Annotated in this window: 24 protein-coding genes; 17 read left to right on the plus strand and 7 right to left on the minus strand. The window is 56.1% G+C overall.

Going from position 1 to position 24,302, the window contains the following annotated elements:
• Positions 1-49 precede the first annotated feature (49 nt).
• From hflX to rlmB, 8 genes are all read left to right on the plus strand, one after another.
• Positions 50-1,330 carry a ribosome rescue GTPase HflX gene (hflX, locus tag ACMGGX_RS11870; RefSeq protein ID WP_023310136.1) on the plus strand — a complete coding sequence of 427 codons (1,281 nt, stop codon included), beginning with the start codon at positions 50-52 and terminating at the stop codon, positions 1,328-1,330.
• Between the two features lie 56 nt (positions 1,331-1,386).
• Positions 1,387-2,646, plus strand: coding sequence for an FtsH protease activity modulator HflK (hflK, locus tag ACMGGX_RS11875; RefSeq protein ID WP_023310137.1), 1,260 nt, complete (start codon positions 1,387-1,389; stop codon positions 2,644-2,646).
• A 2-nt stretch (positions 2,647-2,648) separates the two neighbouring features.
• A complete protein-coding gene (gene hflC / locus ACMGGX_RS11880) occupies positions 2,649-3,653 on the plus strand; it encodes a protease modulator HflC (protein WP_029740370.1) in 1,005 nt (334 codons plus the stop codon).
• A 71-nt stretch (positions 3,654-3,724) separates the two neighbouring features.
• Positions 3,725-3,922 (plus strand): DUF2065 domain-containing protein, encoded by a 198-nt coding sequence (locus tag ACMGGX_RS11885; RefSeq protein WP_003855996.1) that lies wholly within the window; start codon positions 3,725-3,727, stop codon positions 3,920-3,922.
• Positions 3,923-4,026: 104 nt separating this feature from the next.
• Positions 4,027-5,325, plus strand: coding sequence for an adenylosuccinate synthase (locus ACMGGX_RS11890; protein ID WP_024907332.1), 1,299 nt, complete (start codon positions 4,027-4,029; stop codon positions 5,323-5,325).
• Between the two features lie 192 nt (positions 5,326-5,517).
• Positions 5,518-5,943: a nitric oxide-sensing transcriptional repressor NsrR gene (gene nsrR, locus ACMGGX_RS11895; protein ID WP_023310139.1), complete on the plus strand. Its 426-nt coding sequence runs from the start codon at positions 5,518-5,520 to the stop codon at positions 5,941-5,943.
• A 38-nt stretch (positions 5,944-5,981) separates the two neighbouring features.
• Positions 5,982-8,426 carry a ribonuclease R gene (gene rnr / locus ACMGGX_RS11900; RefSeq protein WP_087823502.1) on the plus strand — a complete coding sequence of 815 codons (2,445 nt, stop codon included), beginning with the start codon at positions 5,982-5,984 and terminating at the stop codon, positions 8,424-8,426.
• Positions 8,427-8,492: 66 nt separating this feature from the next.
• Complete coding sequence (rlmB, locus tag ACMGGX_RS11905; protein ID WP_010427468.1) at positions 8,493-9,227, plus strand: 23S rRNA (guanosine(2251)-2'-O)-methyltransferase RlmB; 735 nt, start codon at positions 8,493-8,495, stop codon at positions 9,225-9,227.
• A gap of 78 nt (positions 9,228-9,305) precedes the next feature.
• Here rlmB and ACMGGX_RS11910 read toward each other — a convergent pair whose 3' ends face one another.
• A complete protein-coding gene (locus tag ACMGGX_RS11910; protein ID WP_420298395.1) occupies positions 9,306-10,580 on the minus strand; it encodes an MFS transporter in 1,275 nt (424 codons plus the stop codon).
• A gap of 193 nt (positions 10,581-10,773) precedes the next feature.
• Here ACMGGX_RS11910 and ACMGGX_RS11915 point away from each other — a divergent pair, with 193 nt between their 5' ends.
• Entirely contained in the window at positions 10,774-12,396 is a 1,623-nt protein-coding gene (locus ACMGGX_RS11915; RefSeq protein ID WP_348561910.1) for an isovaleryl-CoA dehydrogenase, read from the plus strand.
• On the opposite strand, the gene ACMGGX_RS11920 is transcribed toward ACMGGX_RS11915, so the two are convergent.
• From ACMGGX_RS11920 to bsmA, 3 genes are all read right to left on the minus strand, one after another.
• Positions 12,393-14,324, minus strand: a complete 1,932-nt coding sequence (locus ACMGGX_RS11920) for a methyl-accepting chemotaxis protein (RefSeq protein ID WP_420298396.1) — start codon at positions 14,322-14,324, stop codon at positions 12,393-12,395. The two genes, ACMGGX_RS11915 and ACMGGX_RS11920, sit on opposite strands and share 4 nt — an antisense overlap.
• Positions 14,325-14,496: 172 nt before the next feature.
• Positions 14,497-14,784, minus strand: a complete 288-nt coding sequence (gene yjfN, locus ACMGGX_RS11925) for a DUF1471 family protease activator YjfN (RefSeq protein ID WP_032665074.1) — start codon at positions 14,782-14,784, stop codon at positions 14,497-14,499.
• 136 nt (positions 14,785-14,920) lie between these two features.
• On the minus strand, positions 14,921-15,250 hold the full coding sequence (bsmA, locus tag ACMGGX_RS11930) for a biofilm peroxide resistance protein BsmA (protein WP_029740376.1): 330 nt from the start codon (positions 15,248-15,250) through the stop codon (positions 14,921-14,923).
• 137 nt (positions 15,251-15,387) lie between these two features.
• On the opposite strand from bsmA, the gene yjfP reads away from it, so the two are divergent.
• Entirely contained in the window at positions 15,388-16,110 is a 723-nt protein-coding gene (gene yjfP, locus ACMGGX_RS11935; RefSeq protein WP_420298397.1) for an esterase, read from the plus strand.
• Between the two features lie 168 nt (positions 16,111-16,278).
• On the opposite strand, the gene yjfY is transcribed toward yjfP, so the two are convergent.
• The gene (gene yjfY, locus ACMGGX_RS11940) at positions 16,279-16,554 is read right to left on the minus strand and encodes a DUF1471 family protein YjfY (RefSeq protein WP_420298398.1); all 276 of its coding nucleotides are present in this window, start codon (positions 16,552-16,554) and stop codon (positions 16,279-16,281) included.
• Positions 16,555-16,895: 341 nt separating this feature from the next.
• Between yjfY and rpsF the strand changes: the two genes are divergently transcribed.
• Genes rpsF through rplI form a run of 4 tightly spaced genes read left to right on the plus strand, consistent with a single transcriptional unit; the run spans position 16,896 to position 18,335 of the window.
• Entirely contained in the window at positions 16,896-17,291 is a 396-nt protein-coding gene (gene rpsF / locus ACMGGX_RS11945; RefSeq protein WP_014068637.1) for a 30S ribosomal protein S6, read from the plus strand.
• Between the two features lie 6 nt (positions 17,292-17,297).
• Positions 17,298-17,612, plus strand: a complete 315-nt coding sequence (priB, locus tag ACMGGX_RS11950; protein WP_008502895.1) for a primosomal replication protein N — start codon at positions 17,298-17,300, stop codon at positions 17,610-17,612.
• 4 nt (positions 17,613-17,616) lie between these two features.
• Positions 17,617-17,844 (plus strand): 30S ribosomal protein S18, encoded by a 228-nt coding sequence (gene rpsR / locus ACMGGX_RS11955; protein ID WP_000135199.1) that lies wholly within the window; start codon positions 17,617-17,619, stop codon positions 17,842-17,844.
• Positions 17,845-17,885: 41 nt separating this feature from the next.
• Positions 17,886-18,335, plus strand: coding sequence for a 50S ribosomal protein L9 (gene rplI, locus ACMGGX_RS11960; protein WP_023310148.1), 450 nt, complete (start codon positions 17,886-17,888; stop codon positions 18,333-18,335).
• Between the two features lie 67 nt (positions 18,336-18,402).
• On the opposite strand, the gene ACMGGX_RS11965 is transcribed toward rplI, so the two are convergent.
• Positions 18,403-19,047, minus strand: coding sequence for an OapA family protein (locus ACMGGX_RS11965; protein ID WP_048977315.1), 645 nt, complete (start codon positions 19,045-19,047; stop codon positions 18,403-18,405).
• Between the two features lie 233 nt (positions 19,048-19,280).
• Here ACMGGX_RS11965 and fklB point away from each other — a divergent pair, with 233 nt between their 5' ends.
• Both fklB and cycA read left to right on the plus strand, forming a co-directional pair.
• Positions 19,281-19,901 (plus strand): FKBP-type peptidyl-prolyl cis-trans isomerase, encoded by a 621-nt coding sequence (fklB, locus tag ACMGGX_RS11970; protein ID WP_008502892.1) that lies wholly within the window; start codon positions 19,281-19,283, stop codon positions 19,899-19,901.
• 310 nt (positions 19,902-20,211) lie between these two features.
• Positions 20,212-21,621 carry a D-serine/D-alanine/glycine transporter gene (cycA, locus tag ACMGGX_RS11975; RefSeq protein ID WP_063440647.1) on the plus strand — a complete coding sequence of 470 codons (1,410 nt, stop codon included), beginning with the start codon at positions 20,212-20,214 and terminating at the stop codon, positions 21,619-21,621.
• A gap of 96 nt (positions 21,622-21,717) precedes the next feature.
• Here the strand turns inward: cycA and ytfE are convergent, their stop codons facing one another.
• Complete coding sequence (gene ytfE / locus ACMGGX_RS11980) at positions 21,718-22,380, minus strand: iron-sulfur cluster repair protein YtfE (protein ID WP_420298399.1); 663 nt, start codon at positions 22,378-22,380, stop codon at positions 21,718-21,720.
• A gap of 243 nt (positions 22,381-22,623) precedes the next feature.
• On the opposite strand from ytfE, the gene ACMGGX_RS11985 reads away from it, so the two are divergent.
• A complete protein-coding gene (locus ACMGGX_RS11985; RefSeq protein ID WP_126797363.1) occupies positions 22,624-24,273 on the plus strand; it encodes a methyl-accepting chemotaxis protein in 1,650 nt (549 codons plus the stop codon).
• Positions 24,274-24,302: the final 29 nt, after the last annotated feature.

The raw sequence follows: 24,302 nt of genomic DNA on the forward strand, positions 1-24,302 counted from the left end.
GAGCCAGGGATCCTGCGTTCCCCGCTGATCTTTTTAGAGAGGTTTACGCTTGTTTGACCGTTATGATGCCGGTGAGCAGGCGGTGCTGGTACACATCTATTTTTCGCAAGACAAAGATATGGAAGACCTCCAGGAGTTTGAATCTCTGGTCTCTTCCGCCGGTGTCGAAGCAATGCAGGTGATTACCGGTAGCCGTAAAGCGCCGCACCCAAAGTATTTTGTTGGTGAAGGTAAAGCAGTCGAAATTGCGGATGCCGTAAAAGCAACCGGCGCGTCAGTCGTGTTGTTTGATCATGCGCTGTCTCCAGCCCAGGAGCGCAACCTGGAAGCCCTTTGCGAATGCCGTGTTATCGATCGCACGGGTTTGATTTTAGATATTTTTGCTCAGCGTGCACGTACCCACGAAGGGAAACTGCAGGTTGAGCTGGCGCAGCTGCGCCATCTGGCAACGCGTCTGGTGCGTGGCTGGACACACCTTGAAAGACAAAAAGGCGGGATTGGTTTGCGCGGCCCGGGTGAAACCCAGCTCGAAACCGACCGTCGTTTGCTGCGTGGCCGAATTACCCAGATCCTTTCACGTCTGGAACGTGTAGAGAAACAGCGCGAACAGGGGCGTCGGGCGCGAACCAAAGCCGACATCCCGACGGTGTCGCTGGTGGGCTATACCAACGCCGGTAAATCCACCCTGTTTAACCAGATAACCGAGGCCCAGGTTTATGCCGCAGACCAGCTGTTTGCGACCCTGGACCCTACGCTGCGCCGTATTGACGTCGCAGACGTCGGTGAAACGGTGCTGGCGGATACCGTAGGGTTTATCCGCCACCTGCCGCATGACCTGGTGGCGGCGTTTAAAGCCACCCTGCAGGAGACGCGACAGGCGACTCTGCTGCTGCACGTGATTGATGCGGCAGACGTGCGCGTGCAGGAGAACATCGACGCGGTGAACGTGGTGCTCGAAGAGATTGACGCCCACGAGATCCCAACGCTGTTGGTCATGAACAAGATCGATATGCTGGACGATTTCGAACCGCGTATCGACAGAGATGAAGAAAACAAACCGATTCGGGTCTGGCTTTCTGCCCAGACCGGTATTGGTGTGCCACTGCTTTTCCAGGCTTTGACAGAACGTCTTTCCGGTGAGGTAGCTCAGCACACGCTGCGACTGCCGCCACAGGAAGGCAGGCTGCGCAGCCGGTTTTATCAGCTTCAGGCGATAGAAAAAGAGTGGATGGAGGATGACGGCAGCGTGGGGATGCAGGTGCGTATGCCGATCGTTGACTGGCGTCGCCTCTGTAAACAAGAACCTGCGCTGGTCGACTATATCGTCTGATCAGAAAGGGGATGCCTGAATAATTCGCCCTTGCATAACAAATATGGAGCATATACATGGCGTGGAATCAGCCCGGTAATAACGGACAAGACCGCGACCCGTGGGGAAGCAGCAAACCTGGCGGCAACTCTGAGGGAAATGGCAACAAAGGTGGTCGCGAACAGGGGCCGCCGGATCTGGATGATATCTTCCGCAAACTGAGCAAGAAGCTTGGTGGCCTTGGCGGAGGAAAAGGTTCTGGCTCGGGTGGCAATTCCACTCAGAGCTCGCGCCCGCCAATGGGTGGCCGCGTAGTGGGCATCGTGGCCGCTGCGGTAGTCATCATCTGGGCAGCCAGCGGGTTCTACACCATTAAAGAAGCAGAACGCGGCGTAGTCACCCGTTTCGGTAAGTTCAGCCATCTGGTTGAGCCGGGTCTGAACTGGAAGCCGACCTTCATTGACGATGTGACCGCGGTAAACGTGGAATCCGTCCGTGAACTGGCCGCCTCTGGCGTGATGCTGACCTCTGACGAAAACGTGGTGCGCGTTGAGATGAACGTGCAGTACCGCGTGACCGATCCTGAGCGTTATCTGTTTAGCGTGACCAGCGCCGATGACAGCCTGCGTCAGGCGACCGACAGCGCCCTGCGCGGTGTGATCGGTAAATACACCATGGACCGTATTCTGACCGAAGGTCGTACCGTTATTCGTAGCGATACCCAGCGCGAGCTGGAAGAGACCATTCGTCCATACAACATGGGTATTACCCTGCTGGACGTCAACTTCCAGGCTGCGCGTCCGCCGGAAGAGGTGAAAGCCGCATTTGACGATGCGATTGCTGCCCGTGAAAACGAACAGCAGTACATCCGTGAAGCAGAAGCGTACACCAACGAAGTTCAGCCACGCGCTAACGGTCAGGCGCAGCGTATTCTGGAAGAAGCGCGCGCGTATAAAACGCAGACCATCCTGGAAGCTCAGGGTGAAGTGGCCCGCTTCGCGAAGATCCTGCCGGAATATAAAGCGGCACCGGAAATTACCCGTGAGCGTCTCTATATCGAGACCATGGAAAAAGTGCTGAGCCACACCCGCAAAGTGTTGGTTAACGACAGTAAAGGCGGAAACCTGATGGTTCTGCCGCTGGATCAGATGCTGAAAGGCGGTTCTGCACCAGCAGCGAAAGGCGACACCAGCGGAGCGAATAACCTGCTGCGTTTGCCGCCAGCCTCAACAGGCAGCGCCAGCACGAACACAACGCCTTCTTCGAACGATGGTGACATTATGGACCAACGCCGTGCTAACGCGCAGCGTAACGACTACCAGCGTCAGGGGGAATAAGGATGCGTAAGTCAGTTATTGCGATCATCGTCATCGTACTGGTCGCGCTTTATACCTCGATTTTTGTGGTGAAAGAAGGCGAGCGTGGGATTAAGTTCCAGTTCAGCAGCGTCGTGCGTGATGGCGACAAACGCCCGGTGATTTACGAGCCGGGTCTGCACTTCAAGGTGCCGTTCATTCAGTCCGTGAAAACGCTGGATGCGCGTATCCAGACCATGGATAACCAGGCTGACCGTTTCGTGACCAAAGAGAAGAAAGACCTGATTGTTGATTCCTATATCAAATGGCGCATCAGTGATTTCAGCCGTTACTTCCTGGCAACGGGCGGCGGCGACGTTTCTCAGGCAGAAGTGCTGCTGAAACGTAAGTTCTCTGACCGCCTGCGTTCCGAGATTGGTCGTCTGGATGTGAAAGACATCGTGACCGACTCCCGTGGTCGTCTGACCCTGGAAGTTCGCGATGCGCTGAACTCCGGTACAGCGGGCACTGAAGATGAAGTTTCAACGCCGGCAGCAGATGATGCGATTGCCAAAGCGGCCGAACGCGTTCAGGCGGAGACCAACGGTAAAGTGCCGGTGATCAACCCGAACAGTATGGCTGCGCTTGGTATCGAAGTGGTTGACGTGCGTATCAAGCAGATCAACCTGCCAGCGGAAGTGTCCGAGGCGATTTACAACCGTATGCGCGCCGAGCGTGAAGCGGTAGCCCGTCGTCACCGTTCACAGGGCCAGGAAGAGGCTGAGAAGCTGCGTGCAGCAGCGGACTATGAAGTCACCAAGACGCTGGCGGAATCTGAGCGTCAGGGCCGTATCCTGCGCGGTGAAGGCGATGCCGAAGCGGCGAAGCTGTTTGCTGATGCCTTCAGCCAGGATCCTGACTTCTACGCCTTTATCCGTAGCCTGCGCGCTTACGAGAATAGCTTCCAGAGCAACCAGGATGTCATGGTGCTCAGCCCGGACAGCGATTTCTTCCGTTATATGAAGACGCCGACTAACGCAACGCGATAAACTCAGGCTCGTTTGAGTATTCAAACCACCGCTCTCAACGGAGCGGTGGTTTTCTTTTATAAGGAATAAAAATGAATTCAACGATCTGGCTCGCACTGGCCCTGGTCCTGGTGCTGGAAGGTCTTGGACCGATGCTTTATCCGCGCGCCTGGCGCCGAATGATCGCCACGATGAGCCAACTGCCGGATAATATTTTGCGTCGTTTTGGCGGCGGTCTTGTGGTTGCGGGCATCGTGATCTACTACATGTTGAGGAAAACGATTGGCTGATCAAAAAGTAGACGCAATCGGCGTATTTTGAGGTCAAAAAGTGCTGTATATCTGAAAAAGCGATGGTAGAATCCATTTTTAAGCAAACGGTGATTTTGAAAAAAATGGGTAACAACGTCGTCGTACTGGGCACCCAATGGGGTGACGAAGGTAAAGGGAAGATTGTTGATCTTCTGACTGAACGGGCTAAATATGTTGTACGCTACCAGGGCGGTCACAACGCAGGCCATACTCTCGTAATCAACGGTGAAAAAACCGTCCTCCATCTTATTCCATCAGGCATTCTTCGTGATAACGTCACCAGCATCATCGGTAACGGCGTTGTGCTGTCTCCTGCTGCGCTGATGAAAGAGATGAAAGGTCTGGAAGACCGTGGTATCCCTGTTCGTGAGCGTCTGCTGCTCTCCGAAGCCTGCCCGCTGATCCTGGATTATCACGTGGCGCTGGACGTAGCGCGTGAGAAAGCGCGTGGCGCGAAAGCGATCGGCACCACTGGTCGTGGTATCGGCCCGGCTTACGAAGATAAAGTTGCACGTCGCGGTCTGCGCGTGGGTGACCTCTTCGACAAAGCAACCTTCGCTGAAAAACTGAAAGAAGTGATGGAATATCACAACTTCCAGTTGGTGAACTTCTACAAAGCTGACGCTGTTGACTACCAGAAAGTGCTGGATGACGTCATGGCGATCGCTGACATTCTGACCGGTATGGTTGTTGATGTGTCCGATCTGCTGGACCAGGCGCGCAAGCGTGGCGATTTCGTCATGTTCGAAGGTGCGCAGGGTACGCTGCTGGACATCGACCACGGTACCTATCCGTACGTTACCTCCTCTAACACCACTGCAGGTGGCGTGGCGACCGGCTCTGGCCTGGGTCCACGTTATGTAGATTACGTGCTGGGCATCATCAAAGCGTACTCCACTCGCGTGGGTGCGGGTCCATTCCCGACCGAGCTGTTTGATGAAACCGGCGAGTTCCTGTGCAAGCAGGGTAACGAGTTTGGCGCGACCACCGGTCGTCGTCGTCGTACCGGCTGGCTGGATGCGGTTGCAGTGCGTCGTGCAGTGCAGATCAACTCCCTGTCTGGCTTCTGCCTGACCAAGCTGGACGTACTGGACGGCCTGAAAGAAGTGAAAATCTGCGTAGGCTACCGTATGCCAGATGGCCGCGAAGTGACCACCACTCCGCTGGCTGCTGACGACTGGGAAGGAATTGAGCCAATCTACGAAACTATGCCGGGCTGGTCTGAGACCACTTTCGGTGTGAAAGAGCGTAGCGGCCTGCCGCAGGCGGCGCTGGATTACATCAAGCGTATTGAAGAACTGACCGAAGTGCCGATCGATATTATTTCTACCGGCCCGGATCGTACTGAAACGATGATCCTGCGCGACCCGTTCGACGCATAATCTTCGTGACTGCTGGCCTGCGGGGAGACCCGTAGGCCGGATAAGCGTAGCGCCATCCGGCGACCGCTCCTGGATATCCGCTTTTTCGCCCCGTCTGTCAAATAAATTAGCCGCTCACTATCTGGCTGGTTTATCATCATTAATGAATATCTCTGCGGTTTGACCGCGTTTTCCCTTTTTCCTGAGGTTGATGTGCAGTTAACAAGTTTCACCGATTACGGCTTACGTGCGCTGATTTACATGGCGTCGTTACCCGATGGGAAGATGACCAGTATCTCTGAAGTCACAGAGGTCTACGGCGTATCCCGTAATCATATGGTCAAAATAATCAATCAACTTAGTCGTGCCGGATACGTTGCTGCCGTCCGCGGGAAGAATGGTGGGATCCGTCTCGGTAAACCGGCACAGAGTATTCGTGTTGGCGATGTGGTACGTGAACTGGAGCCGCTGTCTCTGGTGAACTGCAGCAGCGAGTTCTGCCACATCACGCCCGCTTGCCGCCTGAAAAAGGCGCTTTCAAAGGCCGTGCAAAGTTTTCTCATGGAACTGGATAACTACACGCTGGCCGATTTGGTTGAAGAGAATCAACCGCTTTATAAATTATTGCTGGTGGAATGAAGAAAATTTCCACCGGAGCTGACAACGGAGGAACCGACATGTCACATGATCCTTTCCAGGAACGCGAAGCCGAAAAATACGCGAATCCTATTCCCAGCCGCGAGTTCATCATTGAACACTTAACAAAACGCGAAAAACCCGCCAATCGTGAAGAACTTGCCGTTGAATTAAACATTGAAGGTGAAGAGCAAATTGAAGCCCTTCGCCGCCGCCTGCGCGCGATGGAGCGTGACGGGCAACTGGTCTTTACCCGCCGCCAGTGCTACGCGCTGCCAGAACGCCTCGATCTGCTGAAAGGGACCGTCATTGGTCACCGCGATGGCTTCGGCTTCCTGCGCGTGGAAGGCCGTAAAGACGATCTGTACCTCTCATCTGAGCAGATGAAAATGTGCATCCACGGCGACCAGATCCTGGCGCAGCCGCTGGGCGCTGACCGTAAAGGTCGCCGCGAAGCGCGCGTGGTACGCGTTCTGGTGCCAAAAACCAGCCAGATCGTCGGCCGCTATTTTACCGACGCGGGCGTGGGCTTCGTGGTGCCGGACGACAGCCGTCTGAGCTTCGACATTCTCATCCCACCTGAAGAGGTGATGGGTGCCCGCATGGGCTTTGTGGTGGTGGTGGAACTCACCCAGCGCCCAACCCGTCGCACCAAAGCGGTAGGTAAAATCGTCGAAGTACTGGGCGATAACATGGGCACCACGATGGCCGTTGATATGGCATTGCGCACCCATGAAATTCCGTACATCTGGCCGAAAGCGGTTGAAGATCAGATTGAAAGCCTGCGCGAAGAAGTGCCGGAAGAGTCCAAAGTGGGCCGCGTGGATCTGCGCTCCCTGCCGCTGGTCACTATCGACGGTGAAGACGCCCGCGACTTTGATGACGCCGTATACTGCGAGAAAAAACGCGGCGGTGGCTGGCGCCTGTGGGTCGCTATCGCTGACGTAAGCTATTACGTCCGTCCGCACACCCCGCTGGATAACGAAGCCCGCAGCCGCGGTACGTCGGTCTACTTCCCGTCGCAGGTCGTGCCGATGCTGCCGGAAGTGCTGTCTAACGGCCTGTGCTCCCTGAACCCGCAGGTTGACCGCCTCTGTATGGTTTGCGAGATGACCATCTCCACCAAAGGGCGCTTAACCGGCTACAAGTTCTACGAAGCGGTGATGAGCTCGCATGCGCGTCTGACCTATACCAAGGTCTGGCATATGCTGCAGGGCGACCAGGATCTGCGCGAACAATACGCGCCGCTGGTCAAACATATCGAAGAGCTGCATAACCTCTACAAAACGCTGGATCAGGCGCGCGAAGAGCGCGGCGGGATCTCGTTTGAGAGCGAAGAAGCGAAATTCATTTTCAACGCCGAACGCCGCATTGAGCGCATCGAGCAGACCCAGCGTAACGACGCGCACAAGCTGATCGAAGAGTGTATGATCCTGGCGAATATCTCGGCGGCACGTTTCGTCGAGAAAGCCAAAGAGCCAGCGCTGTTCCGTATTCACGATAAGCCGACCACGGAAGCCATTACGTCGTTCCGCTCCGTGCTGGCTGAACTGGGTCTGGAACTGCCCGGAGGCAACAAGCCAGAGCCGCGCGATTACGCCGAGCTGCTGGAATCCATTAGCGATCGTCCGGATGCAGAAATGCTGCAGACGATGCTGCTGCGCTCCATGAAGCAGGCGATTTACGATCCGGAAAACCGCGGACACTTCGGCCTGGCGCTGCAGTCTTACGCCCACTTCACCTCGCCGATCCGTCGTTATCCTGACCTCTCTCTGCACCGTGCGATCAAGTATCTGCTGGCGCAGGAGCAGGGCCATAAAGGGAACACCACCGAAACCGGTGGCTACCACTATTCGATGGAAGAGATGCTGCAGCTGGGTCAGCACTGCTCCATGGCCGAACGTCGTGCCGATGAAGCAACACGCGACGTGGCGGACTGGCTGAAGTGTGACTTTATGCTCGATCAGGTCGGTAACGTCTTTAAAGGCGTGATTGCCAGCGTGACCGGCTTTGGTTTCTTCGTTCGTCTGGACGAGCTGTTCATCGACGGTCTGGTGCACGTCTCCAGCCTGGATAACGACTACTACCGATTCGACCAGGTCGGCCAGCGCCTGATTGGCGAATCTGGCGGCCAGACCTATCGTCTGGGCGACCGTGTGGAAGTGAAGGTCGAAGCCGTGAATATGGACGACCGTAAGATCGACTTCAGCCTGATCTCCAGCGAGCGCGCGCCGCGTAACGTCGGTAAAACCGAGCGTGAAAGGGCGAAAAAAACCGGTAACGGTAAACCGGGCGGCGGTAAACGTCGTCAGGCGGGCAAGAAGGTAAACTTCGAGCCGGACAGCGCGTTCCGAGGCGAGAAGAAACAGAAGCCGAAGGCGGCGAAGAAAGAAGCCCGCTCAGCGAAAAAACCTTCCGCGAAAACGCAGAAAATCGCTGCCGCCACCAAAGCGAAGCGCGCGGCCAAGAAAAAGCAGGCGGAGTAAATTCTCCCCTCAACCTGACCCTCTCCCCAGCGGGGGGAGGGGAAATACTTATTACGAGAACCATCAATGAGTGAAATGATTTACGGCATCCACGCGGTGCAGGCCCTTCTCGAGCGCGCACCGGAGCGTTTTCAGGAAGTGTTTATTCTGAAAGGGCGTGAAGATAAGCGTCTGATGCCGCTGATCCACGCGCTGGAAGCGCAGGGCGTGGTGATTCAGCTGGCGAACCGCCAGTTCCTGGATGAGAAAAGCGAAGGTGCGGTGCACCAGGGGATCATTGCCCGCGTGAAGCCGGGTCGTCAGTATCAGGAAAACGATCTGCCGGATCTGATCGCCGAGCTGGATAACCCGTTCTTCCTGATCCTCGACGGCGTTACCGATCCGCACAACCTCGGCGCGTGCCTGCGCAGCGCCGATGCGGCTGGCGTACACGCGGTGATCGTGCCGAAAGATCGCTCCGCGCAGCTGAACGCGACGGCGAAGAAGGTGGCCTGCGGCGCAGCGGAAAACGTTCCGCTGATCCGCGTGACCAACCTGGCGCGCACCATGCGTCTGCTGCAGGAAGAGAATATCTGGATCGTCGGTACCGCCGGTGAAGCGGATCATACTCTGTACCAGAGCAAAATGACCGGCCGTCTGGCGCTGGTGATGGGTGCGGAAGGCGAAGGCATGCGTCGTCTAACCCGCGAGCACTGCGACGAGCTGATCAGCATACCGATGGCGGGCAGCGTGTCGTCCCTGAACGTTTCCGTTGCGACGGGCATCTGCCTGTTTGAAGCGGTGCGTCAGCGCGGAGAATAAACAGCAAGGCCGTCCACAGGACGGCCTTTTGTGTTTTCTCCCTCTTCCCGTGGGAGAGGGCACCAGACGTTGACAACCTCACTCCTCCAGTGACCGCAAATGGTCGTCCTTCCTCAGCGTCATCAGCGCGAAAATACTCACTACCGCCGTCGCCATAACGTAATACGCCGGAATATCCAGGTTGCCCGTCTGCTTAATCAACCCGGTAATGATTAACCCTGCGCATCCCGAGAAAATCGCGTTCGATAAAGAGTAGGCCAGCCCCAGCCCCGTATAGCGCACGCGCGTCGGGAACATCTCAGACAGCATCGCCGGGCCCGGACCCGCCAGCATGCCCACCAGACCGCCCGCAATCAGTACCACACCAGCCTTCACCGCCAGCGTACTCGACTCCGCCTGCAGGATTTTCAGCAGCGGCAGGGCGAGGATCAGCAGCAGCGCGGTGGCGAGAATCATCACCGTGCGGCGGCCGATCCGGTCGCTCAGGATCCCCGACGGAATAATGGTGAGCGCAAACCCAATATTCGAAATCACCGCTATCAGCAGCGCCTGGTTAAACCCGGTGTGCAGCGCCGACTGAAGATAGGTCGGCATAATCACCAGGTAGGTGTACCCCGCCGCAGACCAGACCATTACGCGCCCAATCCCCATCACGATGGCCCGGAGCGTAGCGGCAGTATCCGCCTGAGCGACAGCCGGTTTATCCTGCTGCTGCATAAAGCTTGGCGTCTCTTCCATGCTGACGCGAAGCCAGAGCGCCACAACGCCCATAGGCAGCGCCAGGAAGAACGGAATGCGCCAGCCCCAGTCGTGCAATGCCTCTGGCGTGAGAAGGGCGGAGAGCAGCGCCACGATGCCTGCGCCCGCTAACAGTCCCAGCGCCACCGTAAAGGACTGCCACGCGCCATAGAGCCCACGCTTGCCGCGCGGGGCGAACTCCGTCATTAGCGAGACCGCACCGCCGTACTCGCCGCCCGCGAACAGCCCCTGCAGGATGCGCAGCAGCGTAATAATCAGCGGCGCGGCAATCCCGATGCTGGCGTAGACCGGCACAATGCCGATGGCGGCGGTAGCGAGCGTCATTAGCACCAGCACAATGATTAGCGTCGGCTTACGGCCAATCCGGTCGCCGATCCGGCCAAACACCACCGCACCCAGCGGGCGGAAGAAGAAGGCGATGGCAAACGAGGCGTAGGTGAGGATCAGGCTGGTCAGCCCCGCCTCTCCTTCAAGCTGGAAGAAGTTTTTCGCAATGACGGTCGCCAGAAAACCGTAGACCGCAAACTCATACCACTCGATAAAGTTACCAATGGAGCCTGCAATTAATGCTCGCTTGTGCGCGTCCGGTTGCATAACGGTCCTCACTGAAAAGGGTAAGAATAAATTATTCAACAAAAGCGGAGTCATGAAATAGTTTATTCTTATGTTCTGTGAGCTATTTCACGAATGATATCAGCGGGATCGTGAACGTGTGACTCCCCTCCCATGCAGCGCGTGCGCGGTCTGTCCATACTTATCGTCATTGCCACTGAAGGAGGGAGACAGCATGCACTGGCAGACCCATACCGTTTTCAATCAACCTGCACCGCTTTCCAACAGCAACCTTTTCCTCTCGGACTGCGCCCTGCGCGATGCAGTTACGCGTGAAGGCGCCGAGTGGGATATCGAACTCCTCGCCAGCATTGGCCAGCAGCTGGGTACGGCGGAATCACTGGAGCTGGGCAGGCTGGCAAACGTTAATCCGCCCGAGCTGTTACGCTATGACGCCACGGGCGAGCGGCTGGACGACGTGCGTTTTCATCCGGCCTGGCATCTGCTGATGCAGGGGCTTTGCGCCAACCGCGTGCATAACCTGGCGTGGGAAGAGGAGGCGCGTAAAGGGGCGTTTGTTGCTCGGGCCGCGCGCTTTGTGCTTCATGCTCAGGTAGAGGCAGGCACGCTTTGCCCGGTCACCATGACGTTCGCCGCCACGCCGCTGCTGCTGCAGGCGCTCCCCAAACTATTTCACGACTGGCTGACGCCGCTGCTCAGCGATCGCTACGATCCGCATCTGGCCCCCGGCGCGCAAAAGCGCGGCCTGCTGATCGGCATGGGGATGACGGAAAAGCAGGGCGGCTCGGACGTGCTCAGCAACACCACCAAAGCGGAAAAATGCAGCGACGGCAGCTACAGGCTGGTGGGGCATAAATGGTTTTTCTCCGTCCCGCAAAGCGATGCGCATCTGGTGCTGGCCCAGGCGAAGGGCGGGCTGTCCTGCTTTTTTGTGCCGCGCTTTTTGCCTGACGGACAGCGCAACGCCGTGCGTCTTGAGCGCCTCAAGGACAAGCTCGGGAACCGCTCCAACGCCAGCAGCGAGGTGGAGTTTCTTGATGCCTCCGGCTGGCTGCTGGGGGAAGAGGGCGAAGGGGTACGGCAGATCCTCAAAATGGGCGGTCTGACGCGCTTTGACTGCGCGCTGGGCAGCCACGGACTGATGCGTCGGGCGCTTTCGGTGGCGCTGTACCATGCCCATCAGCGTCAAACCTTCGGCAAAAATCTCATCGATCAGCCGTTAATGCGCGAGGTATTAAGCCGGATGGCGCTGGTGCTGGAGGGGCACACGGCGCTGCTGTTCCGCCTGGCCCGCGCGTGGGACAAGCGTGCCGACCCGCAAGAGGCCGCCTGGGCGCGGCTGTTTACCCCGGCGGCGAAATTTAGCGTCTGTAAAGCGGGCATCCCGTTTGTCGCTGAGGCGATGGAGGTGCTGGGCGGGATCGGATATTGCGAAGAGAGCGAACTTCCCCGCCTGTACCGCGAGATGCCGGTGAACAGCATCTGGGAAGGGTCAGGTAATATCATGTGTCTGGACGTGCTGCGCGTGCTGGCGAAGCAGCCGGGTATTCATGACCTGCTTGCCGACGAGTTTGCGCAGGTGAAAGGGCAGGACAGACACTTCGATCGCAGCTGGCGACAGCTTCAGCAAAAACTGCGTAAACCGCAGGAGGCGCAGGCGCGGGAGATCGCGCAGCAGCTTTTCTTGCTGGGTGCCGGAAGCCAGATGCTGCGGCACGCATCGCCCCCGGTAGCGCAGGCGTGGTGCCGCATGATGCTTGACACCCGTGGCGGCACGCTGATGAGCGAGCAGGTACAAAGCGACCTGCTGCTGCGTGCGACGGGCAGAGTCGGTTAGCCTTTTAGCTGGAACAGGCTCACCAGCTGAGTCAGGTGCGAACCCTTCTCGCGCAGCGTTTGGGCCGTTTGTTCGCTGCGTGAGATGCGATCGGCATTGATATGCGACGCTTCGCCAATATGGGTCATGGCGAGGTTCACCTGGCCGATCCCGGCGGACTGCTCGCGTGAGGCATGGTTAATCTCGGTGACCAGCTGGCTGATGTTATCGATATGAATGATGATGTCGTCCATCGCCAGGCGCGTCTGTTCAGACAGCGCATGACCCTCACCCACTTTTCTGAGCGTATCGCCAATCAGCTGTTCAATCTCCTTCACCGCGTTAGCGCTGCGTCCCGCCAGCGCGCGAACTTCCTGCGCGACTACCGCAAATCCTTTTCCGTGCTCGCCCGCGCGGGCCGCTTCCACTGCCGCATTCAGCGCCAGAATGTTGGTCTGGAAAGCGATGGATTCGATCACGCGCGTGATGTCTTCGATGCGTTTTGACGCTTCGCGAATGTCGTCCATGGTCGACACCGCGTGGGTGACCGTCTCACCGCCCTGATGAACCGCGAGCGAGGTTTCACCCACCAGCTGCTGCGTTTGCTCCATGTTGGCGGCATTTTGCTGAACGGTGGCGGCCAGCTGCTCCATGCTGGCGGACGTCTCTTCCACGCTGCTGGCCTGCTTGTTGATCTGCTCTGAAATCTCGCCAGTGTCGGCGGCCAGCGCGTTGGTGCCCAAATGGATCTCGCCTGCGGCCTCACGAACCTGCAGCACAATTTTTTGCAGGCCGCCGCCGATGCCGTTTATAGCATCGATCAGCTGGCCGACTTCGTCCTGACGCGTCACGGGCAGGCTGGAACGGAGATCCCCTGCGGCATATTGTCTGGCAAGATGGATCACGTTGCGCAGCGGACGGGTCAGCACGCGGCGGATAATGACCACGAACAGGCCAGCAAAAAGGATGGACAAGACCATGCCGGCCAGCAGGAAGCGATCGCGCATGGCGGTAACGCTTGAGAGCAGCACCGATTTATCCACTTCGCCCACGATAGTCCAGTTCCAGCCCGGCAGCGGGGTATAGGCCATTTTCAGCGTCCGGCCGTCGTCGCTTGTACGCTCCAGCGTGCCGGGTTTGTCACTCAGAAGCTGTTGCTGCGTCGCGCCGTCCCACTTGGGCAGTTTTCCCTCTTCGCCGGCATGGAACAGGTATTGCCCGCGCGTTTTGCCGTTGCTGCGATCCAGCACGAAGAAGTGACCGCTCTCGCCCAGGCGGCGGTTTAGGATTTTCTCGCGCATGACGTTCCAGGAGTGGGTGATGTCCACCCCGACAAAGACGATCGCAATGACCTGCCCTTCGGCGTTTTTAACGGGCTGGTACTGGGTGATGTAGCGTTTGCCAAACAGCAGCGCCAGGCCGCGGTAGACTTCACCTTTGTTGACGGCAGCAAAGGCCGGGCTGGCGTTATCCAGAACGGTACCCATTGCCCGATCGCCGTTCTCTTTGCGCAGGGAAGTGGCTACGCGAACAAAGTCGTTACCGCTGCGTACAAACAGCGTCGAAATGGCTCCCGTACGGTTCAGGAACTCGTCCGAAAGGGTATTATTTTCATGCAGCCCGGTGTCTCCGCCTTTCAGAAGCGGAACGCTAAGTCCGTTAATCGTCTGGGGTTGGGAAGTATCAATGTTCAGGGGCTGCGGTAAAAAGGTGGTAAACAGACGAGTATAGCTCTCAACCTCTTCACTCAGGCTGGTATTAAACATCTGCACCATGTCGACCATGCCGGTGGACTGATTATGCAGATCTTCGACCGCAAGGGCTTCAAGCTGCTGGCTGGCTTTTTGGCTGAGCAGAAAAGTGAATAGCAGAAACAGCGTGGCGACACTGACGCCAGTCAGCAGCGAGAGTTTCGACCCCAGGCCCGCACGGCGGAAAAAGTTGATCATAAATTGCTCATCATTGAAAAGTTATGGTTCTTCAACGGCAGAGCGGGGATTACGTTTACTGTTTTAATGTAACAAAATGTTATTTAATTGTTCTTTATTGGTTTTATATAAGATAAAAAATTTGCAAAAACGAAAAGCCACTAAAAGTAAGTGGCTTTTATCAGGAGGAAGTTTACACGTAGAGAATGGCCTGTACCCGCCAGCGATCGATATGGTTATCTTCCTGCATCTGGATGATGCGATACCATGAAGCACCCTGCTCATCGGCCTTTAATGCCACGACACGTTCAACGTCTTGCGGGCTCCCCGAGATATTATTCACGGAGATCTGGCCAATTTCATTCAGGCCAGTTACACAATCAGCACTGGCGAATTCTGCTGACTGCGCGGTGGTGCTCAGCAGGCCTGCTGAGAGCAACAGTGAGGTCAAAGCAAGAGTTCGTTTCATCGTCAGCTCCATTTCACATATATCCGGTATCCGCCGGGCAATCCTTCGCTAATAAACTCCCTTCCATTGATGCGGGCGTGGAGTTTATTGTGGACAGGAAAATGTCTATGGACGCAAAGCAGTGTAAATCTCGTTCAAAGGAAAACCATTATTTACGGTACAAAATGGCCTGTGAATACCACTGTCCCGTTATGATGGTTTCGTCGATCATAATGATGACGTAATAATCTGCTTTGGCGGCGACGGCCTGTGCTTTTATTGCCGATTCTGCGTCATCCGGAGAGCCGCGAACCAGCGCGGAGATGGTGCCCATTCGTTGTAATCCTTCCGTCTGATTACGACGAATCTCCTGTGGATGATCGGCGACCGGTGGAGCGGGTTGCGGCGTTCCCTGCAGCGCGCTACAGCCACTCAGCAGAAACACCAGCAATAAAGCAGCAAACCTGCGCATAACCATATCTCGTTTCCTGATAGCCATAGTGTAGTTGTCTGTGAATTTAGTTTTGGGGGAATGTTCCCGAAGTGTTATCTGGGACGTATATTTCGAATGAAAATGACGCGAAAGCGTAACCCAGTTCTCAACATTATGAATCATAGATTCGCACAGGGTCGACAATGATTGAAATTGAAATACGCCACCTCGGCGACCATGAAATTTTACACGCGATACCAGCGGGTAAACGTGATAAACCGCTGCCTGTTGTGGTTTTTTATCATGGGTTTACCTCATCGAAGCTGGTTTACAGTTATTTTGCGGTAGCGCTGGCGCAGGCGGGTTTTCGCGTGGTGATGCCAGATGCACCCGACCACGGCGCACGCTTTACGGGTAATGAACAGGCGCGGCTGGGGCAGTTCTGGCACATTCTGCACGGGAGTCTGACCGAGTTTTCCGGGCTGCGCGATGCGCTTTATGAGGCAGGGCTGGTGGCCGACAATCGTCTGGCGGTAGCCGGGGCATCGATGGGCGGTATGACGGCGCTGGGGATTATGACGCATCATCCTGAAGTGAAGTCTGTCGCCTGTCTGATGGGCTCGGGCTACTTTACTTCGCTGGCGAAGACCCTCTTTCCCCCTCAGGATTTAACGGAAATGACCGCGACGCTGGCAGAGTGGGAAGTAACCCGGGCATTGCCGCGCGTGGCCGATCGCCCGCTGCTGCTGTGGCACGGTGACGCGGATGATGTGGTCCCGCCTGAGGGAACCTTCCGCCTGCAGCAGGCGTTAATGAATGAAGGGCTGGACGGTAATCTGACCTGTCTGTGGGAACCGGGCGTCCGCCACCGCATTACGCCAACGGCGCTGGACGCTACGGTGGCGTTTTTCCGCCAGCACCTTTAAACGCCAGGACTTTGATGTCCATATCTTCCCGCTTATGGAGGATCTCTGAGGGGCTATTTTACCGGTAGTATTCCGGAGCCATTCACAAAAAAAAGCCCCCGGGCAGGGGGCAACGTCATCTATGGCTATGTTCTCGTTGTTGGCTTTCCTGGTGCTAGCGTTAAAGCGTTATCGGTAAATATCTGCACTGGCGTGCATGTTGCCGTTGCTGCCGGACTCACGGGTTAACATCACGTGGTAATAGGTTGCGCCCTGCGCATCGGTTTCTGCGTTTAATGCCTGATCTGCTTCACTTTCCGTGGCGAAATTATGATTGATGTAAATTACGCCCAAGCTTTGCACATCATCCATGTTTCTGGCCTGTCGGCTGTCTATCTTGATGGCTGCCATCGCGTTTGCACTGAGCAAAAGCGCCGCCATTATGGCTAATGCGATTTTTTTCATGATATGCGCTCCACGACTACGTGCTGCGAGAGGGGGGATGCTCCTTCTTTAATTCAAATGACCTCTGATTAAAGTGTAATCACTCATCCGGCGGGGATGCGTGACCATTTCTGATGCAGTTGTTCAAAAAAACAACGCTTCCGGGTGTGACCAATTTTAAATCACCCACTTAGACCCGCTTCGCGCTTTGTGCGAATTATTTGTGCAATCAGCTTGAGTTTCCTGGGGCGCGCAAGTATTATGACGCGTCAATTTTTCAGCCGACCTTTAACACGTTCCTTGCCTCCCCGGGCCTCGGCTGACCCAGACAGGAGGCTGAATAATCCGTAAGGAGCAATTCGATGCGTCATTACGAAATCGTTTTTATGGTCCATCCTGACCAGAGCGAACAGGTTCCGGGTATGATCGAGCGTTACTCTGCTGCCATCACTGGTGCAGAAGGTACGATCCACCGTCTGGAAGACTGGGGCCGCCGTCAGCTGGCTTACCCGATCAACAAACTGCACAAAGCACACTACGTTCTGATGAACGTTGAAGCGCCGCAGGAAGTGATCGATGAGCTGGAAACTACCTTCCGCTTCAACGATGCCGTTATCCGCAGCATGGTTATGCGTACCAAAAACGCAGTTACCGAAGCATCTCCGATGGTTAAAGCGAAAGACGAGCGCCGTGAGCGTCGCGATGATTTCGCAAACGAAACCGCAGATGATTCTGATGCTGGGGATTCTGAAGAGTAATTTCTGATGACCAACCGTCTGGCGTTGTCCGGCATCGTATGCAGGGCTCCCCTTCGAAAGGTCAGTCCATCAGGAATTCCGCATTGCCAGTTCGTGCTTGAGCATCGTTCTGTGCAAGAGGAAGCCGGGTTTCACCGGCAGGCGTGGTGCCAAATGCCCGTTATTATTAGCGGACACGAAAACCAGGCCATTACTCACAGTTTAACGGTCGGTAGCGCAGTAATCGTTCAGGGGTTCATCTCTTGCCACAAGGCAAAGAACGGTCTGAGCAAAATGGTTCTGCATGCCGAGCAGATTGATTTGATAGATTCTGGAGACTAGCCATATGGCACGTTATTTCCGTCGTCGCAAGTTCTGCCGTTTCACCGCGGAAGGCGTTCAAGAGATCGACTATAAAGATATCGCAACGCTGAAAAACTACATCACCGAAAGCGGTAAGATTGTCCCAAGCCGTATCACCGGTACTCGTGCAAAATACCAGCGTCAGCTGGCTCGCGCTATCAAACGCGCTCGCTACCTGTCCCTGCTGCCGTACACTGATCGTCATCAGTAATCGGGCACGGTCCATTAATACGACTTTAAGAGGATAAGGTAATGCAAGTTATTCTGCTTGATAAAGTAGCAAACCTGGGCAGCCTGGGTGATCAGGTTAACGTTAAAGCGGGTTACGCACGTAACTTCCTGGTTCCACAGGGTAAAGCTGTTCCAGCTACCAAGAAAAACGTAGAGTTTTTCGAAGCACGTCGCGCTGAACTGGAAGCCAAACTGGCTGACGTTCTGGCGGCTGCTAACGCTCGCGCTGAAGCAATCAACGCACTGGGCACCGTTACCATCGCGTCTAAATCAGGCGACGAAGGTAAACTGTTCGGTTCCATCGGTACCCGCGATATCGCTGATGCAGTTTCTGCAGCAGGCGTTAAAGTGGCTAAGAGCGAAGTTCGTCTGCCGAACGGCGTTCTGCGTACCACTGGTGAGCACGAAGTTGACTTCCAGGTTCACAGCGAAGTGTTCGCTAAACTGGTTGTTAACGTTGTAGCTGAGTAATTTTTTACTCTGCTCACGTTGAAACGCCGGCCTTGTGCCGGCGTTTTGCTTTTAACAGATCCGGGTCTTAACGCGCCCTGATGAAACTGCCGTCTGGCTGGCGGGTAAACAGTACCTGTTGCCCACTTCCCGTATCAATCGTTAACCCTGTCACCACCCCGCTGGCATTCTGGCGAATCTGTACCATCTGACCATTCTGCAGGTTACTGAGCGGTTTACCTGCACCTTCCACCTTCGCCATGGCATACACGTCGGTTGGCGGCAGGTTGTGGTCGCGGAACAGCTGTGCCAGCGTTTTGCCCGGCTCTACGCGATAGGAACGCCACTGTTGCTCAATGCCGGTAGGCTGTTGCGTCTGAGGCTGAGACGGGGCGGCGGCTTGATCCTGCGGCTGTTCATCCTGAATGGGTTCTGGCTCAACCGGCGCGACCTGACCCGGATCGTTAGACGGGGTTACAAGCTGCGTTTGCATCGGCTGTGCGTCAGGCTGCGGCCGCGTCTGCGACTGAATGTCCAGCTGAGCATTGCGGGTGACGGGGGCGGTGTCGACATCATCGCCCCCGGAAGGAAGCAGGAAGCCCACGATCACCATCAGCGCGCCAATGATGATCCCTCTGCGATGCAGAGGAGGCAGCGGGTCCATGATGCGAAAATTGTCCGGCGCCTGCCAGATTTTCGCCAGGGTAGGTTTCAGTTCAAATCGCCCGGGCATGGCACTCCTCCTGCTCCGCGTATTTTTTATCCTGTGCCCCGAAGTATAGTTTGCTAACTGCCTGAACGGCGTAGTAAACCCGACATCCGTGACATCAGTTCGGGATTAATCCTGGTTATCTCTATTGTTTCTGTTTCGTCGCGGTTTGTCACCTTAACTTCAGACAAAGTTTTACCCATAAGGGCATGGCTGATATGCTGCCCGCTACTTTAAATGTGATGGAAGGAAAACCCATGACCACCCCGACTTTTGACACTATCGAAGCGCAGGCAAGTTACGGTATCGGCTTGCAGGTAGGACAGCAGCTGAGCGAATCCGGCCTGGAAGGTCTGTTACCAGAAGCGCTGGTGGCGGGTATCGCTGACGCGCTGGAAGGCAAACAGCCTGCCGTTCCGGTAGACGTTGTGCACCGTGCGCTGCGTGAAATCCACGAACGTGCTGACGCCGTGCGTCGCGCGCGCTTCGAAGAGATGGCGGCCGAAGGTGTGAAATATCTGGAAGAGAACCGCGAGCGTGAAGGCGTGAACAGCACCGAATCCGGTCTGCAGTTCCGCGTGATCAATCAGGGTGACGGCGCAATTCCGGCGCGTACCGACCACGTTCGCGTGCATTACACCGGTAAACTGATCGACGGTACCGTGTTCGACAGCTCCGTGGCGCGCGGCGAACCGGCTGAATTCCCGGTTAACGGTGTGATCGCTGGCTGGATTGAAGCTCTGACCCTGATGCCGGTCGGTTCCAAATGGGAGCTGACTATCCCGCATAACCTGGCCTACGGCGAGCGCGGCGCTGGCGCGTCCATCCCGCCATTCAGCACCCTGGTCTTTGAAGTAGAGCTGCTGGAAATTCTGTAATCGAATTTTCTTATTTCCTCTCCCCGGTTGGGGAGAGGAAAATAGTGCAAAAACCTATAGTTATGGCTCTATCAACATTTTATCTTGCAAACGAAACTGTTGCGTGTATTTTTGTGAGCTGTTTCGCGCTGTATGAGTGATATGACACTCACTTTCAACATATTATTAACATAATATCTAAATCATAGTATTCATCCCGCCGATTCTTACCTAATATCGATAAACCCTTACAAAGGGACGTCATTTTTTTGACGTTTTTAAAGGCCAGAAGAGCCTTAACAACACAGACAGGCATAAACAGGAAAATTACATGGTAGATCAGGTCAAAGTCGCCGCTACAGAAGAGGCGACGTCTGAACAGTCGCTACGGCGCAATCTCACAAACCGTCATATTCAGCTCATTGCGATTGGGGGTGCCATCGGTACCGGGCTGTTTATGGGGTCAGGCAAAACCATCAGTCTCGCCGGGCCGTCGATCATCTTCGTTTATATGATCATCGGTTTTATGCTCTTCTTCGTGATGCGCGCAATGGGTGAACTGCTGCTCTCGAACCTCGAATACAAATCCTTTAGCGACTTCGCTTCTGACCTGCTCGGGCCGTGGGCGGGCTATTTCACCGGCTGGACCTACTGGTTCTGCTGGGTCGTCACCGGTATGGCGGACGTCGTGGCGATTACCGCCTACGCACAGTTCTGGTTCCCGGGGCTGTCGGACTGGGTCGCCTCGCTGGCGGTCATTGTTCTGCTGCTGAGCCTTAACCTCGCCACCGTTAAAATGTTCGGTGAGATGGAGTTCTGGTTCGCGATGATCAAAATCGTGGCGATTGTCGGGCTTATCGTCGTGGGTCTGGTGATGGTGCTCACCCACTTCCAGTCGCCAACGGGCGTTCAGGCGTCGTTTACCCATCTGTGGAATGACGGCGGCTGGTTCCCGAAAGGTATTAGCGGCTTCTTTGCCGGCTTCCAGATCGCGGTATTTGCGTTCGTGGGCATCGAGCTGGTGGGCACGACGGCAGCGGAGACCAAAGATCCCGAGAAGTCTCTCCCGCGCGCGATTAACTCTATTCCGCTGCGTATCATCATGTTCTACGTCTTCGCGCTGATCGTCATTATGTCCGTGACGCCGTGGAGCTCCGTGGTGCCAACTAAGAGCCCGTTCGTTGAGCTGTTCGTGCTGGTAGGCCTGCCTGCCGCCGCGAGCCTGATTAACTTCGTGGTGCTGACCTCTGCGGCATCTTCCGCGAACAGCGGCGTGTTCTCCACCAGCCGTATGCTGTTTGGCCTGGCGCAGGAAGGCGTGGCACCGAGCGCGTTCGCCAAGCTGTCGAAGCGCGCGGTACCGGCAAAAGGGTTGACCTTCTCCTGCATGTGCCTGCTGGGCGGCGTGGTGATGCTCTACGTGAACCCAAGCGTGATTGGCGCGTTCACCATGATTACCACGGTCTCTGCGATCCTGTTTATGTTCGTCTGGACCATCATCCTCTGTTCATACCTGGTGTACCGCAAGAAGCGCCCGCACCTGCATGAAAAATCGATCTACAAGATGCCGCTGGGCAAGCTGATGTGCTGGGTATGCATGGCGTTCTTCGTCTTCGTGCTGGTTCTGCTGACGCTGGAAGATGATACCCGTCAGGCACTCATCGTCACGCCGCTGTGGTTTATCGCGCTGGGGCTGGGCTGGGTGTTTATCGGTAAGAAACGTATGGCAGGCGTAAGGTAAAAGCAAAACGGCAACTTCGGTTGCCGTTTTTAGTTTCTGCACCCTCTCCCCGTGGGAGAGGGCCGGGGTGAGGGCATCAGGCCGCAGCGGCCTTTTTTATTCCCCAGCTAATGCCCGCGGGAACAGAACGTTGTTCTCAAGACTGATGTGTTCCATCAGGTCGTCAATCAACTCGTTAATGCCGTTGTACATCGCTTTCCACGTTGTGCACGCTTCTGGCGGCGGCGTGACATTGTGGGTGGTGTGTTTGATCACTTCCAGCAGTTCACCCGCATCATCATGCTCGCTTTCCATCACGCTGATAGGCCCCATCGCACGGCTTCCCATTCCCTGCTTAATCATCGGGAAAAGGATCTGCTCTTCTTTCATCATATGGCTGGAAAGCTCTTCGTGCAGCAGGGTCAGATACTTTGCCAGGCCGCGCGGTACGGACGGTTTGTCGGCATGGACGCGCTCAACTTTGGTCGCCTGCAGGATCAGTTCCGGCAGCTGTTCACGGTGACGGTCATGGTAACGCACGATGATATGGTCGATGATTTCAGCGAGCGGGGCGGCTCGCCAGTCTTTGTCGACGGTCTGCTCGGCCAGCAGCGCCAGCTCTGATTCAATCACCTCAACGTCCAGCTCCTTGCGTGAGGCCGCACGCGCCAGGGTTTGCTTACCGCCGCAGCAGTAATCCATATCGTATTTACGGAACAGCGCAGAAGCGCGAGGAATGGAGAGCGCCAGCTCGCCAAGGGGTTGGTCGCGAAAGGCCATAGCAGTTACCTCGTCATCAACAATATAAGGTGCATATTAAATGCATCTTTAAGCCAGCGCTATAACCCTTTAGAGGGAAGGGGGAAAGTGAGAAGCAGATCACAAAAAATACCCCGTTTAACTCTCTGAATGGACTTAGGAAAGTGGTTTAGAAACTTTTTAAAGGTGTAGAAACAGTAAACAACCCGCCGCGCCTGCCGATATATCCACGTCAGACAAACCTGCATATAACAAAGGCAACGCATGTTTAAACGTATAAAAGTCATTACCCTTCTGATTTCGGTGCTGCTTGTGCTCGGCATCATGCAAGTGATTTCCGCGGGTATCTTTATCAACGCGCTGAATAACGATAAAGACAATTTCACCGTGTCGCAGCTCTCCAGCAAGAACGTGGCGGAGTTTACCGATGCGTGGATCAGCCTGAACCAGGCGCGCGTGACGCTGAACCGCGGGATGCTGCGTCTGCAAAGCAGCATGGCCTCTCAGATTAACGGTGGGCAGCTTAATGAGCTGGTCAACACGGCGAAAAATCTGCTCGCCGATGCGCAGGTCCATTACGATAAATACTATGCCCTGCCAAATACGCCGGGCCTGGACGAGAACCTGGCTAACCGGCTCGAAGAGCAGTACCGCATTTACTCTGCAACGCTGACGCAAATGAACGTTCTGCTGAGCCAGGGCAATCTGGAAGACATGTTCAAGCAGAATGCGGAGCAAAAGCAGACCGCGATGCAGGCGGTTTACCGTGAATGGCGCGAAGCGCAGGCAACGCTTACCGATAAAGGCATCCAGGACAATGAGAGCGACTACAAGCGCATCCTTTGGATCCTCTCTGCGGTTATGCTGCTGGTGATTGTGGTGATTATCTCCAGCTGGGTAGCCATGCGCCGCGTGCTGCTGCTGCCTCTGGAAGAGGTGATTAACCATATTCGCGCCATTGCGGCAGGGGATTTAACCCAGCCGATTCAGGCTGAAGGTAAGAACGAAATGGCTATCCTGGCGCGTAACGTTCAGGAGATGCAGACCTCGCTGGCGAACACCGTGGGCGTGGTGCGTGAAGGCGCAGATACGATTTACACTGGTGCAGGCGAAATCTCTGCGGGCAGTAACGACCTCTCTTCCCGCACCGAGCAGCAGGCCGCGTCTCTGGAAGAGACGGCAGCCAGCATGGAACAGCTGACGGCAACCGTGAAGCAGAACGCCGATAACGCGCGTCAGGCTTCCCGTCTGGCGCTGGACGCCTCCTCTACGGCGAAGAAGGGCGGGAACGTGGTTGAAGGCGTGGTGCGTACGATGGACGAAATCGCCACCAGCTCCAGTAAAATCGCGCAAATTACTAACGTGATCGACGGTATTGCCTTCCAGACTAACATCCTGGCGCTAAACGCGGCGGTGGAAGCGGCGCGCGCGGGCGAGCAGGGCCGTGGTTTTGCGGTCGTGGCTGGGGAAGTGCGTACTCTCGCTCAGCGCAGCGCCCAGGCGGCGAAAGAGATCAAAGCGCTGATCGATGATTCCGGCGAGCGCGTGAACGCGGGCTCCCAGCTGGTTAACGAAGCCGGGGAGACGATGGCGGAGATCGTCAATGCGGTCACCCGCGTCACCGACATCATGGGCGAAATTGCCTCGGCCTCTGACGAGCAGAGCCGCGGTATTGACCAGGTGGGCCAGGCGGTAGCCGAGATGGACCGCGTGACCCAGCAGAACGCCTCGCTGGTAGAGGAGTCTGCGGCCGCGGCGGCGGCGCTGGAAGATCAGGCTGCACGCCTGAACGAAGCGGTGGCGGTATTCAAAATCACCCGCAATCAGGCGGTCAAAGCGGCGCCGGTGAAAACCTACGTGCCAAAAGCGCAGCCCGCAGCGGCGGCGTCTGAAGGGAACTGGGAAACGTTTTAAGGGCTTGCCCGGTGGCGGTTACGCCTTAC

The sequence above is a fragment of the Enterobacter sp. BNK-29 genome (genome assembly GCF_048684785.1).
GTDB classification, from domain to species: Bacteria; Pseudomonadota; Gammaproteobacteria; order Enterobacterales; family Enterobacteriaceae; genus Enterobacter; species Enterobacter cloacae_M.

Coding starts and splice junctions, on each gene's coding strand:
- hflK (WP_023310137.1), top strand. CDS start 1,387: ATGGCGTGGAATCAGCCCGGTAATAACGGACAAGACCGCGACCCGTGG.
- hflC (WP_029740370.1), top strand. CDS start 2,649: ATGCGTAAGTCAGTTATTGCGATCATCGTCATCGTACTGGTCGCGCTT.
- ACMGGX_RS11885 (WP_003855996.1), top strand. CDS start 3,725: ATGAATTCAACGATCTGGCTCGCACTGGCCCTGGTCCTGGTGCTGGAA.
- ACMGGX_RS11890 (WP_024907332.1), top strand. CDS start 4,027: ATGGGTAACAACGTCGTCGTACTGGGCACCCAATGGGGTGACGAAGGT.
- rnr (WP_087823502.1), top strand. CDS start 5,982: ATGTCACATGATCCTTTCCAGGAACGCGAAGCCGAAAAATACGCGAAT.
- rlmB (WP_010427468.1), top strand. CDS start 8,493: ATGAGTGAAATGATTTACGGCATCCACGCGGTGCAGGCCCTTCTCGAG.
- ACMGGX_RS11910 (WP_420298395.1), bottom strand. CDS start 10,580: ATGCAACCGGACGCGCACAAGCGAGCATTAATTGCAGGCTCCATTGGT.
- ACMGGX_RS11915 (WP_348561910.1), top strand. CDS start 10,774: ATGCACTGGCAGACCCATACCGTTTTCAATCAACCTGCACCGCTTTCC.
- ACMGGX_RS11920 (WP_420298396.1), bottom strand. CDS start 14,324: ATGATCAACTTTTTCCGCCGTGCGGGCCTGGGGTCGAAACTCTCGCTG.
- yjfN (WP_032665074.1), bottom strand. CDS start 14,784: ATGGAGCTGACGATGAAACGAACTCTTGCTTTGACCTCACTGTTGCTC.
- bsmA (WP_029740376.1), bottom strand. CDS start 15,250: ATGGCTATCAGGAAACGAGATATGGTTATGCGCAGGTTTGCTGCTTTA.
- yjfP (WP_420298397.1), top strand. CDS start 15,388: ATGATTGAAATTGAAATACGCCACCTCGGCGACCATGAAATTTTACAC.
- yjfY (WP_420298398.1), bottom strand. CDS start 16,554: ATGAAAAAAATCGCATTAGCCATAATGGCGGCGCTTTTGCTCAGTGCA.
- rpsF (WP_014068637.1), top strand. CDS start 16,896: ATGCGTCATTACGAAATCGTTTTTATGGTCCATCCTGACCAGAGCGAA.
- priB (WP_008502895.1), top strand. CDS start 17,298: ATGACCAACCGTCTGGCGTTGTCCGGCATCGTATGCAGGGCTCCCCTT.
- rpsR (WP_000135199.1), top strand. CDS start 17,617: ATGGCACGTTATTTCCGTCGTCGCAAGTTCTGCCGTTTCACCGCGGAA.
- rplI (WP_023310148.1), top strand. CDS start 17,886: ATGCAAGTTATTCTGCTTGATAAAGTAGCAAACCTGGGCAGCCTGGGT.
- ACMGGX_RS11965 (WP_048977315.1), bottom strand. CDS start 19,047: ATGCCCGGGCGATTTGAACTGAAACCTACCCTGGCGAAAATCTGGCAG.
- fklB (WP_008502892.1), top strand. CDS start 19,281: ATGACCACCCCGACTTTTGACACTATCGAAGCGCAGGCAAGTTACGGT.
- cycA (WP_063440647.1), top strand. CDS start 20,212: ATGGTAGATCAGGTCAAAGTCGCCGCTACAGAAGAGGCGACGTCTGAA.
- ytfE (WP_420298399.1), bottom strand. CDS start 22,380: ATGGCCTTTCGCGACCAACCCCTTGGCGAGCTGGCGCTCTCCATTCCT.
- ACMGGX_RS11985 (WP_126797363.1), top strand. CDS start 22,624: ATGTTTAAACGTATAAAAGTCATTACCCTTCTGATTTCGGTGCTGCTT.